The following is an 11,205-nucleotide window of genomic DNA, read 5'->3' on the forward strand; positions in this document are numbered from 1 at the left end:
CGTCCCCTCTATAATGTCAGCCTGAAATTCCTCTGGATGCGGCCGTCTCAGCCGCGTCGTTCATTGGTCTTCCCGAAGGAGATGCAGTGCATCTGCTGAGTGCCACGGCCGGCCTCGTGCTTGTGAATGGCGTGAGCTACGGCCTGCTGCTGTTCATGCTGTCGAGCGGACTCACGCTGATTTTCAGCATGCTGGGCGTGCTGAACTTCGCGCATGCCAGCTTCTACATGCTTGGGGCGTACTTTGCCTACACGTTCTCGGCAGCGGTCGGGTTCTGGCCGGCGCTGTTCGCCGCGCCGCTGATCGTTGGCCTGATCGGGGCTGCGTTCGAGCGCGGCGTGTTGCGGCGATTGCGTGCGCGCGGTGCGTTGGCGGAGTTGCTGGCGACGTTCGGCCTCGCGTATATCGTGGTGGAGCTGGTCCAACTCGCATGGGGCCGCGGCCCGGTCGATTACGGCGTACCAACGGTCTTCGAAGGCGTGCTCGTTCATGTGGCGGGCATCGCGGTGCCCGCGTACCGGCTGTTTCTGATGGGGCTTGCGTGCGCCATTGCCCTGCTCGTGTGGGGCGTGTTTCGCGCGACGCGGGCGGGGTGGATACTGCAGGCCGCCCTATCGCAGCCAGCGATGACCCAGGCCCTCGGTTACGACGTGCCTGCGCTTTACACAGGCGTTTTCGCCTGTGGCGCGGCGCTGGCGGCGCTTGCGGGGGCGGCGGGGGGCAACGTGCTGGTGACCGAGCCGGGCATGGCGGCAACGGTCGGCAGCGTGGTGTTTGTCGTGGTCGTGGTCGGCGGGCTGGGTTCGCTGGGCGGGGCGTTTGCGGCGTCGTTGCTGATCGGCCTGCTCCAGACATGGGCCGTGACGAGCGATGCGAGCCTCGCACGGTGGTTGGCGCAGAGCCCTGGGGGAACCGACGGCACCGCTGGTGCTGCGGGTGCCGTCATGAAAGCCGTGGCGCCCCTGTCGCACCTGACCGTGGCGCAGCTCGCGCCAGCGGTGCCGTATCTGCTGATGGTGGCGGTGCTGTTATGGCGTCCGCGCGGGCTTTTCGGCGTGCGGGAGGGGTAATGGACAATGTGATCGCCCGTTCGCCGGTGGCGCCGCCTGTATCCTGGCGCCGCCACCTGGGCGCGTGGTCGGCCTTTGCCGCCATCCTCGGCCTGGCGCCGTGGTGCTTTCCTTCCGATGGGGCGCTCACCCTGATGACGCAGATGGGGACCGCGGCCATTCTGGCGCTGTCGTTCAATCTGCTGCTCGGTTCGACCGGCTTGTTGAGCTTTTGTCATGCGACGTATGCGGGTGTTGGGGCGTATGCGGGCGTGTGGTGCATGAATCGTATTGGGGCGCACGGGCTGCCGGTGTCGATGGCCCTCGTGCCGTTCGCCGGTGCGCTCGCGGCAGGTGTGGCGGGCGCTACGCTCGGTTACGTCACGACACGACGCGCGGGAATGACGTTCGCGATGATTACACTGGGCGTGGCGGAGCTTGTCTGGGTCATGGCCGGGATGCTGCCCGAGTGGTTCGGCGGCGAGCGCGGCATTCCGACCGACCGCACGCTCGGTGCGGCGTGGTTCGGGGTGACGTTTGCAACGCAGCGCGAGGTCTACGGGCTGGTTGCCGTTTGGGTGTTCGTCTGCGCAGCCTTGATGTACGGCATCACGCGCACGCCGCTGGGGTTCCTGGCGCGCGCCGTGCGCGACAATGCGGCGCGGGTCGCTTTCCTTGGGCCATCGGCATCGGCGGTGCGCTACCGCATGCAGATCCTGGCGGCGGCTTTCGCGGGGGTGGCGGGCGCGCTGGGCGCATTGAATTTCGAACTGGTCAGCGCCGACGCCTTCAGTCTTGAGCGCTCCGGCGTCGTACTCGTCTTCACGGTGCTTGGCGGGACGATGTACTTCGCGGGGCCGATATTGGGCGCCGTCGTCGGTGTGTTCGCGACGGTGATGCTGGCAACACTGACGCGCGCCTGGCAGCTCTATCTCGGGTTGGGATTCCTCGCCGTCGTGCTGTTCGCGCCGGGGGGCATCGCCGGATTGATCGCGGCACACGGGCGCGCCTGGCGCACCGGCATGGCACGTGCGTTGTGGCGCCCCTACGCGGTGGTCTGTGTCGGTCTGGCGATGTGCACCGGCGGGCTGATCGGCATCGTCGAAATGACTTACGGCGCGCGCCTTGCGAGCGACGCCGGGCCGGAGGCGGTGGGGGGCTTCGGCGCATACGCAGGGCCGGGGGCTTGGGCGCTGGCAACCGTGGCGCTCGTGGCGGGGGCGGTGGTCGTCGCGCGCGCCGGGCATTGGTTGCGCCACACGGCGGCGGGCGCCCAACACTCGGTGGAGGACCGGCAATGACGCAAGCGGTGACGCAAGCGGCGAGGCCAACCCTTCCGTCTGGCGCGGCACTCAGCGTGCGAGGCGTGCGCAAATCGTTCGGGCCCACGTCGGTGCTGTGCGGCGTCGATCTGACGCTCATGCCCGGCGAGCGGCTTGCCATCATCGGGCCCAACGGCGCCGGCAAGAGCACGCTGTTCGACGTCATCACGGGCAGGACACGGCCCGACGACGGGCGTGTTCTGATGAACACCAGCGATGTCACCGGTCGGGCATCCCATGTCATCAGCCGGCTTGGCCTGTCGCGCAGTTTCCAGACGTCGCAGTTGTTCGGGCAAATGAGCGTCATTGATCATTTGCGTTGCGCCGGGCTCTGGCCGGAAGGTCATCGCTACACGTTCTGGCGGCGGATGCAGGGGCTGAGCGACGTCACACGGCGTAGCGAGCTGTGGTTGACGCGTCTCGGGCTGTCGGCGCGACGCAACGTGCCGGCGGCAGCCCTGAGCTACGCGGAGCAGCGCGTCCTGGAGATCGGGCTGTGCGCTGCATCGGCGGGCAGCGTCATGTTGCTCGACGAGCCGACGGCGGGGATGAGCCAGTCCGAGTCGGCACGGATGGTCGCGTTGATCGCCGACCTCAGCCGGGAGCGCTCGCTGTTGATGATCGAGCACGACATGCAGGTGGTCTTCTCGCTGGCCGACCGGATCGCTGTGCTGGTGCGCGGGGTCATCATCGCGTGCGATACACCCGAGCGGATTCGTGCGCATCCCGACGTGCGTACGGCGTATCTCGGGGAATTTGCGGATGCCATCGATGAGACCGCCCGTGCCGGGGAGGCGCGCGATGCTTGAGTTGATCGACGTGAGGGCCGGGTATGGCGGCAGCCGGGTGCTGCACGGGGTGACGATGCGCGTGGCGCCGGGCGAAATCGTGGCAGTGCTCGGGCGCAACGGGGCGGGGCGCTCCACGTTGGCGCGCGCGATCATGGGGCAGTTGCCGCGCGAGGGGGAGATTCGCTGGCAGGGTCGATCGCTGACGTCGCTGGCACCGCATCAGATTGCGCGGCTGGGCGTTGGCTATGTGCCGGAAACGCGTGATGTGTTCGGGCCGCTGACCGTCACGCAGAATCTATGGCTCGGGCAGCGGGCCGGGAACGGGCGTACGGTGCGGCCAACGTCCGGCAACCATCGCGCACTTACACTGGCCCAGGCGTTCGAGCGCTTCGAAGAGCTGGCACCGCGACGCGATGCGCCAGCCGCATCGCTGTCCGGCGGCGAGCAGCAACTGCTTTCCCTGTGCCGGGCGATGATGGCCGGGCCCGATCTGCTGATCGTCGATGAGCCGACGGAAGGCCTCGCACCGCGTGTGGTTGCGCGCATTGGCCGGATTCTGACCGATTTGCGTGCAACCGGGGTCGCCATTCTGCTCATCGAGCAGAAGCTATCGCTCGCGCTCAGCTGCGCGCAGCGTGTCGCCGTGATGGGCCGGGGCGCACTGGTCTTCGAGGGCACGCCCGATAGGCTGGCGGAGGCTTGCGCGATACGCCGTGAATGGCTCGAGGTGTAGCGCTGCGCTAGAATCCACGGATCGTCTTGCCGCTGCTTGCGCACCCGCAGCGCGCCCAACGACGCACCGCGTCACCGCACATAGCCCCCAAGAATATAAGGAACGAGACAACGATGAGCACGGTTTATGAGGTTCGTGACGGCGTGGCCGTCATCACGCTGGACAATCCCCCGGTCAATGGCTTGGGACACGCCACGCGCTCCGGCATCGCCGACGGGCTCGCGAAAGCCCAGGCCGACGCTCAGGTGCGCGCCGTAGTACTGATCGGCGGTGGCAAGGCATTTTCCGGCGGGGCCGACATCCGCGAATTCAATACGCCGAAGGCAACCCAGAGCCCGCTGCTGGTCGAGGTGATCGCCGCGCTCGATGCCTGCGCGAAACCCGTTGTGGCGGCCGTGCATGCGGTGGCGATGGGGGGCGGACTCGAATTGGCGCTCGCCTGCCACTATCGCGTGGGGTTGCCCGGCGCGCAGATCGCGCTGCCCGAGGTCAAACTGGGCCTGCTGCCTGGCGCGGGGGGGACGCAGCGCCTGCCGCGTGCCATCGGTGTGGCGCGTGCGCTCGACCTGGTGGTGACGGGGCGTGTGGTGAAGTCGGAAGCGCTCGTCGGTACGCTCTTCTCGACAATGTTCGAAGGCAACCGCGACGACCTGCTTGCGGGCGCCATCGCCTTCGCCGGCAACATCGCCTCGCAAGGCGGCGCGTTGCCGCGATTGCGTGACGTGGCGCTCGATGACGCCGACGGCTCGGCGCAGGCCGCGATCGATGCCGCACGTGAAAAGGTGCAACGCGAGCAACCGCATTTCCCCGCGCCGCAAAAATGCGTGGCTGCCGTCGAGGCGGCGCTTCAACGCCCGTTCGATGACGGTGTGAAGTTCGAGCGCGAGTGTTTTGTGGCGTTGGTGAGTTCGCCGGAGTCGAAGGCGCTGCGTCATGCGTTTCTCGGCGAGCGCGCGGCCGCCAAGATTGCGGACGTACCGGACGACACGCCGGTGCGCAACATCGAGCGCGTGGCCGTCATCGGGGCCGGGACGATGGGCAGCGGCATCGCCATGACCTTTGCCAACGCGGGAATTCCGGTGACGCTGGTCGACACGACCGACGCGGCGCTTGCCCGCGGTATCGAAGCGATACGAGGCAACTATGCGCGTGCAGTCACGCGTGGAAAGCTCACGGCAGACGACGCGCAGATGCGGCAGGCACGTATTCACGGCAGTACCGATTTCGCGTCGGTGGCCGATGCCGATCTGATTGTCGAAGCGGTGTTCGAGGAGATGGCCATCAAGCAGGTCGTTTTCCGTGAGCTCGACAAAGTGGCCAAGCCGGGGGCAATCCTGGCGTCGAACACGTCGACGCTCGATCTCGATGCCCTGGCCGCGACCACATCGCGGGCGCAGGACGTCGTCGGCATGCACTTCTTCAGCCCGGCGAACGTCATGCGCTTGCTCGAGGTCGTGCGCGGTGCGCAGACCGGCAAGGACGTGCTGGCAACGGTGATGAAGCTGGCCAAACGCATTGGGAAGCTTGCCGTGGTGGCACGCGTCTGCGACGGCTTTATCGGCAATCGCATGCTCGAGCCGTATTTCAAGCAGTCTCAGTGGATGGTCGAGCAGGGCGCGACGCCCGCGCAGATCGACGCCGCCATAGAGCGCTTCGGCTTCGCGATGGGGCCGTTCCGCACCAGCGATCTGGCCGGAAACGACGTTAGCTGGGCCATTCGCAAGCGCCGACATGCCGAACATCCCGGCATCGTCTATCCCAAGATTGCCGACGTCGTATGCGAAGCCGGACGCTTCGGCCAGAAAACGCACGCGGGTTGGTACGATTACGCCGAGGGCGATCGCTCGCCTCGTGAATCGGCCAAGGTCGGGCAGATGATCGACGACTATCGCAAGGCGAACGGTATCGCGCCGCGCCCCTTCTCGGACGAAGAGATCGTGGATCGCCTCGTCTACGCGCTGGTGAACGAAGGTGCGAAAGTGTTGGCCGACGGCACGGCGGCACGCCCGTCGGACATCGACATGGTGTATCTGAACGGCTACGGCTTCCCGTTGTGGCGTGGCGGGCCGATGCACTATGCCGATGCGGTGGGGCTCGACAAGGTGCTCGCACGGGTGCGCGAGTTTGCGCAGGACGCGCACGGCGAAGATTGGATGCCTGCCGCGCGGCTTGTTGAACTTGCCGACGCCGGCAAGCGCTTCAACGGATAAGCGGGACGCGCGCGATGGGGCCAGAATGGGGCGGTCGCTGCGACGAATGAGGGGCAAACCCATGAAACCGATGGACGAAGTGCTGCTCGTGATCGACGTGCAGAACGATTTCATGCCGGGCGGCGCGTTGGCGGTTCCCGGGGGCGACGCCGTGGTGCCCGCGATCAACGCCTTGGCGGGCAAGTTCGCGCGAGTGGTGTTGACGCAGGACTGGCATCCCGCGGGGCATGTGTCGTTTGCCGAGAATCACGCGGGGCGTCGGCCGTTCGAGACGATGGTTCTGCCGTATGGCGAACAGGTCTTGTGGCCGACGCATTGCGTTCAGGACACGCCTGGCGCCGCATTGCATGCCGGGCTACGAATTCCGCATGCGCAGGCGGTGGTGCGCAAGGGGTATCACGCGCACGTCGATAGTTATTCGGCGTTTCTGGAGGCGGATCGCAAGACGCCGACCGGTCTGGCGGGGTATCTGCGCGACAAGGGCGTGAGACGGGTGCATTGCGTAGGATTGGCGACGGATTTCTGCGTGGCATGGAGCGCGCTCGACGCGAAGGCGGCGGGTTTCGATGTCTGTGTGATCGAGCACGCCTGTCGTGCCATCGATCTCAATGGCTCGCTCGCCAACGCTTGGGCTTCGCTGAGCGCGGCCGGCGTGTCGCGCGAGTGAGTCGAAGGCGACTGATTGAATACCAGACGCCGCGCATGATGCGCGGCGTCGCAAGCTGATGAAATGACGATGGACAAGCTTTACCGTAATGGCCGGTGCGGCCGGAGTGCCCGATGAGTACGCTATCGATTCGTTCTGGGTTTACCGACCATCTCGGCATCGAACTGCTGCGCGCTGAAGGAGGCGAGTCGGAACTGCGTCTCCCGCTGGCGCCTCACCATCTCAATAGCTGGGAGGTCGTGCATGGCGGCGCGACGATGGCGCTGCTCGACATTGCAATGAGCACCGCCTGCCGGAGCGTGGCGCCGGAAGGCACGGGCGTCGTGACGATCGAGATGAAGACGAGCTTCATGCAGCCGGGCGCCGGTGAGATGCGGGCGTTTGGTTGCCTGCTGCACCGCACGACAACGATGGCGTACTGCGAGGGCGAGGTGCGCGACGCCGATGGCAAGCTCGTCGCCAAGGCGATGGGCACCTTCAAGTATTTGCGTCGACTCGCGGTGGGGCGCGCCGTGCGCGAGCAGCGACGTCCGGACGAAGCGCGCGGCGACTGACGGCCGTCGATGCTTTGTGTCGTTGCCAGACGACTCATCAATGATGTCACTGAGATGATGTCACCGCGAGACAACGCGCATTCGAGATGTCGCGGCGACTCGCTAACGTGGAGGAAATGCCATGACGATCAATCGACAGATTCTGCTGGTTTCACGCCCGAAGGGCGAAGCCACGCTTGACAATTTTCACCTGGCGGCGCCCGAATTGCCGGAGATCGGCGAAGGGCAGTTGCTGGTGCGCAACTTCTATCTTTCCCTCGACCCATACATGCGCGGGCGGATGAACGACACCAAGTCGTACGCGCCGCCGCAACCCCTCGACACGGTCATGATCGGGGCGACCGTGGGTGAGGTGATCGAGTCGCGCCATCCGGACTGGCAGCCGGGCGACGCCGTTGCCGCCATGTTCGGCTGGCAGGAATATGGCATTTCGGACGGCAGCAACCTGCGCCGTATCGACGATGCACGCATTCCGATGAGCGCCTATCTTGGCGCAGCGGGCATGCCGGGCGTGACGGCCTGGTATGGCCTGAATCGAATCATCGCGCCGAAGGCCGGAGAGACGGTCGCGGTCAGCGCGGCCTCGGGGGCCGTGGGCAGCGTGGTCGGTCAACTGGCGAAGCGCGCCGGTTGTCGCGTGGTCGGGATTGCGGGGGGTGCCCAGAAGTGCGCCTACGTCGTGGAGACGCTTGGCTTCGATGCGTGCGTCGATTACAAGGCGGGTCATCTCGACGAAGCACTGCGCGCTGCTGCGCCGGATGGCATCGACGGCTATTTCGAGAACGTCGGCGGCGACGTGTTCGACGCGGTCATGCGCAACCTCAATGCCCACTCGCGTATCGCGCTGTGCGGCATGATCTCCGGCTACAACGGCGAGCCCATTCCGCTGAAGTACCCGGGGCTGCTGTTGACGAACCGGGTGCGGCTCGAGGGCTTCATCGTGACCGAGCATCTGGACGTCTGGCCACAGGCACTGAAGGAGCTCACCGACGCCATCGCCGCAGGTGAGCTGCGCTATCGCGAAACGATGGCGCAAGGGATCGAGAACGCGCCTGCCGCATTCCTCGGTCTGCTCAAGGGCGAGAACTTCGGCAAGCAGATCGTGAGGCTCGTGTGATTCGGGATTTTTCTCGAATTTAGAAAGCATCCCTGAATTTCAGGAGTATTGCACTTTACGTACTTCTCATGGACTCGTGCAGTGGGCACAATAGCGGGCTTCCACCCGATAAGCCGCCAGGGCGGTATTCGCTATTGTGACCACTGCTGCCAAACCGCCACCCGCGCCACCGGCGCCTCCCGCACCGCCTGCGCTTCCCCCGCGCCCCGAATCGTGCGCAAAGGCCTTTGTTCCCGAGACCCGCTTCGGGAACTGGTTTCTGAAGACCTACACCTGGCGTCATCACGTGCTGCGCGTCGCCATCGAAGACCTGATGAGGCTGGCGCACGGTGCGATACCGCAGGCCCCCGTCATTCTCGATGCGGGATGTGGCCACGGACAATCTCTGCCGCTTCTGCATCGCTATTTCGCACCGTCGCGCCTGATCGGGTTCGACTGCTTCGCCCCGGCGCTGAGCGAAGCGCAGACACACGTGCGAAGCGCGGGGATTTCCGTCGATCTGCGCGCGGGCGATTGCGCCGCGATTCCGCTGCCCGATGCCAGTTGCGACATCGTGTTCTGCCATCAGACCTTCCATCACCTCGTGCACCAGGAGGCGGCTCTGTCTGAGTTCTATCGGGTGCTGAAGCCGGGCGGTTTGCTGTGTTTCGCCGAGTCGACCGAGGCCTATATCCGTTCGTGGGTGATCAGACTGCTGTTCCGGCATCCGATGCACGTTCAGCGAAGCGCAACGGGGTATCTCGACATGATCCGCGCGGCGGGATTTACCTTTGGTCCCGAGAACGTGTCTTATCCGTACCTGTGGTGGAGCCGAGCCAAGGACTTCGGGCTGCTGGAGGGGTTGAAGTTGCAGCGTCGCCCTGCATTCGGCGCGCGTGAGGAGACGCTGGTCAACGTCGTTGCGAGAAAGCCGCTCGCGTAAGCGTTTAACGGGTTTGACGTGTTTAACGTGTTTGTCGCGTCTAAGGTCTAGTGCGCGGAAGGTCGGGCACGGGCGCTAAACTCGTGCGAGCGTCAGCGCGCCGTAAGTGCCGCCGAAGCCAAAGGTGTTGATCAGCACGCGGCTTACCAGCGTCTCTTGCAGGGCTGTCTGGATCGGAAAGGGTGCGGCGGCGGCGTCCAGGCATGCCAGATTGGCTACGCCCGGCACGAAACCCTCGTGCATCGCCCAGATCGCGCACGCGATCTGCATTGCCCCCGCGGCCGCCACGGTGTGTCCCGTCAGGCCCTTGATCGAGGTGATGGCCGGGACCTCGGCCACCCGGCCGAAGGCGTGCGCCAGCGCATGCAGTTCCGCGATATCGCCGTCGATGGATCCGTTGGCGTGGGCGCTGATGAAGGTGGGCGGTGCCGTCAGCCCACGACACGCTGTTTCGACCACCGCGCTCATGGTCGGGATGTCGACGCCGAACGCTTGCGACGCGCAGGTGGCGGAACCGACCCCCGTGATCTCGGCGAGCGGGCGTGCGCCTCGCGCCACGGCGTGGGCGAGTGTTTCCAGGACGAGGATGGCGGCACCACCGCCGAGGACGAAACCGTCGCGTTGGGCGTCGAACGGGCGCGAGGCGCCCTCGGGCGTCGCATTGTGGGCGCGCGAGAGTACCCCCATCGCATCGAAACACATCGCCGCGCCCCAGGGGGCCTCTTCGCTGCCGCCCGCGAGCATCACGTCCTGCCGTCCGAGCTGCAACACATCGACGGCGTGCCCCACGCAGTGAATCGATGTCGAACACGCCGACGAAATGGCATAGCCGACCCCGCGCAGGTCGAAGAGCGCGGAGAGGGCGGCTTGCGCGGTGCTCGACATGGCGCGTGGCACCACGTAGGGCAGCACCCGCGCCGCGCCGCTTTCGCGCGCGACGTCCAGCGCCGCTTCAAAATCCTTCATCGCCCCGGTGCCGGAGCCGACGACGACACCACATCGCCCGCGACTCAATGTCGCGGTATCGAGCCCGGCGTCGGCCACGGCGCGAAGGCCGGCATGGCAGGCATACAGCGCCGTGTCCCCCATGAAGCGGCGCAGCTTGCGCGGCACCACCGTGTCGTCGAGCGATCCGGCGTGAGGGCGTCCGGTGACTGTCGTGCGCAGGTCGTGAGCGACATAATCGGGCGCCTCATGAACGCCGCTCGTCCGATGTCGCAGGGCGTCCAGGATGGCATCACGTGTGTGACCGGCGGCGGACACCATCCCGATGCCGGTGACGACGACCCGGGGCAATCCGTCGGGGCGATGAAAGGACGTCATCAGAGACGGCGCAGCTCCGTGTTGATGTCGCGGATGAGCGTGTCGACCCAGCGGTTGTAGTTGGGATGGATCAACGGCGTATTGGGGGGCGGCGCGGAGGGGAAGTCCTCGCGGCGCGCCGAGGCGTTGGGGTGGGAGAGTTGGTACTCAAGATTGGTGCTGTCGCGATAGGTCACCGAGTAAGCCGTTTCGGTGTATGTGATCGCCACCGAGGCAAAATGTTTGTTGCGCACGTTCAGCGAGGCCACGAGTTCTCCCGGATGCACGGGGCTCACCGTCCAGTCGTGCACGGCGGCGCCGCGCGCAATGGCGCCGCGAATCTCGTCGAGCGAGAGTGTTTTGCCGCTGCCGGTGACGATCGGCACGTTATCGTGCGGCACGATGGGCACCGCCGGGCGCGCCGCGTGGGCGGCGGGCGCGAGGACGGCCGAAGCGGTGATGGCAAGCGAGGCGATCAGCCAGTGTCGACGAGTCTGCATAGGTTCTCCTTCTCCGTTGTGAATGGACGTTGCGCTGC

11 protein-coding genes are annotated in these 11,205 nt (G+C 66.0%); 9 read left to right on the forward strand and 2 right to left on the reverse strand.

Features of this window, described 5'->3' with window-relative positions:
• Positions 1-86: 86 nt before the first annotated feature.
• The 9 genes from PCE31106_RS07860 to PCE31106_RS07900 all read left to right on the forward strand — a co-directional run bounded on the left by PCE31106_RS07860 (position 87) and on the right by PCE31106_RS07900 (position 9,365).
• Positions 87-1,070, forward strand: a complete 984-nt coding sequence (locus PCE31106_RS07860; RefSeq protein WP_017234786.1) for a branched-chain amino acid ABC transporter permease — start codon at positions 87-89, stop codon at positions 1,068-1,070.
• Entirely contained in the window at positions 1,070-2,350 is a 1,281-nt protein-coding gene (locus PCE31106_RS07865; RefSeq protein WP_150562942.1) for a branched-chain amino acid ABC transporter permease, read from the forward strand. The genes PCE31106_RS07860 and PCE31106_RS07865 overlap by 1 nt, the downstream gene beginning before the upstream one ends.
• Positions 2,347-3,180, forward strand: coding sequence for an ABC transporter ATP-binding protein (locus PCE31106_RS07870; protein ID WP_150562943.1), 834 nt, complete (start codon positions 2,347-2,349; stop codon positions 3,178-3,180). Before PCE31106_RS07865 ends, PCE31106_RS07870 begins: the two co-directional genes overlap by 4 nt.
• Positions 3,173-3,895: an ABC transporter ATP-binding protein gene (locus tag PCE31106_RS07875; RefSeq protein ID WP_017234789.1), complete on the forward strand. Its 723-nt coding sequence runs from the start codon at positions 3,173-3,175 to the stop codon at positions 3,893-3,895. Before PCE31106_RS07870 ends, PCE31106_RS07875 begins: the two co-directional genes overlap by 8 nt.
• Positions 3,896-4,008: 113 nt before the next feature.
• Complete coding sequence (locus tag PCE31106_RS07880) at positions 4,009-6,105, forward strand: 3-hydroxyacyl-CoA dehydrogenase NAD-binding domain-containing protein (RefSeq protein WP_150562944.1); 2,097 nt, start codon at positions 4,009-4,011, stop codon at positions 6,103-6,105.
• Between the two features lie 61 nt (positions 6,106-6,166).
• Entirely contained in the window at positions 6,167-6,772 is a 606-nt protein-coding gene (gene pncA / locus PCE31106_RS07885) for a bifunctional nicotinamidase/pyrazinamidase (RefSeq protein WP_026132117.1), read from the forward strand.
• 113 nt (positions 6,773-6,885) lie between these two features.
• Positions 6,886-7,326, forward strand: coding sequence for a PaaI family thioesterase (locus PCE31106_RS07890; RefSeq protein WP_017234792.1), 441 nt, complete (start codon positions 6,886-6,888; stop codon positions 7,324-7,326).
• Positions 7,327-7,447: 121 nt separating this feature from the next.
• Positions 7,448-8,443 (forward strand): NADP-dependent oxidoreductase, encoded by a 996-nt coding sequence (locus PCE31106_RS07895; RefSeq protein ID WP_017234793.1) that lies wholly within the window; start codon positions 7,448-7,450, stop codon positions 8,441-8,443.
• 286 nt (positions 8,444-8,729) lie between these two features.
• Positions 8,730-9,365 carry a class I SAM-dependent methyltransferase gene (locus PCE31106_RS07900; RefSeq protein WP_150563004.1) on the forward strand — a complete coding sequence of 212 codons (636 nt, stop codon included), beginning with the start codon at positions 8,730-8,732 and terminating at the stop codon, positions 9,363-9,365.
• Positions 9,366-9,440: 75 nt separating this feature from the next.
• Here the strand turns inward: PCE31106_RS07900 and PCE31106_RS07905 are convergent, their stop codons facing one another.
• Both PCE31106_RS07905 and PCE31106_RS07910 read right to left on the reverse strand, forming a co-directional pair.
• Complete coding sequence (locus tag PCE31106_RS07905; protein WP_150562945.1) at positions 9,441-10,688, reverse strand: beta-ketoacyl-[acyl-carrier-protein] synthase family protein; 1,248 nt, start codon at positions 10,686-10,688, stop codon at positions 9,441-9,443.
• The gene (locus tag PCE31106_RS07910; protein WP_150562946.1) at positions 10,688-11,167 is read right to left on the reverse strand and encodes a hypothetical protein; all 480 of its coding nucleotides are present in this window, start codon (positions 11,165-11,167) and stop codon (positions 10,688-10,690) included. The genes PCE31106_RS07905 and PCE31106_RS07910 overlap by 1 nt, the downstream gene beginning before the upstream one ends.
• Between the last annotated feature and the right edge of the window lie 38 nt (positions 11,168-11,205).

This window comes from Pandoraea cepalis, from assembly GCF_902459665.1.
Lineage (GTDB): Bacteria > Pseudomonadota > Gammaproteobacteria > Burkholderiales > Burkholderiaceae > Pandoraea > Pandoraea cepalis.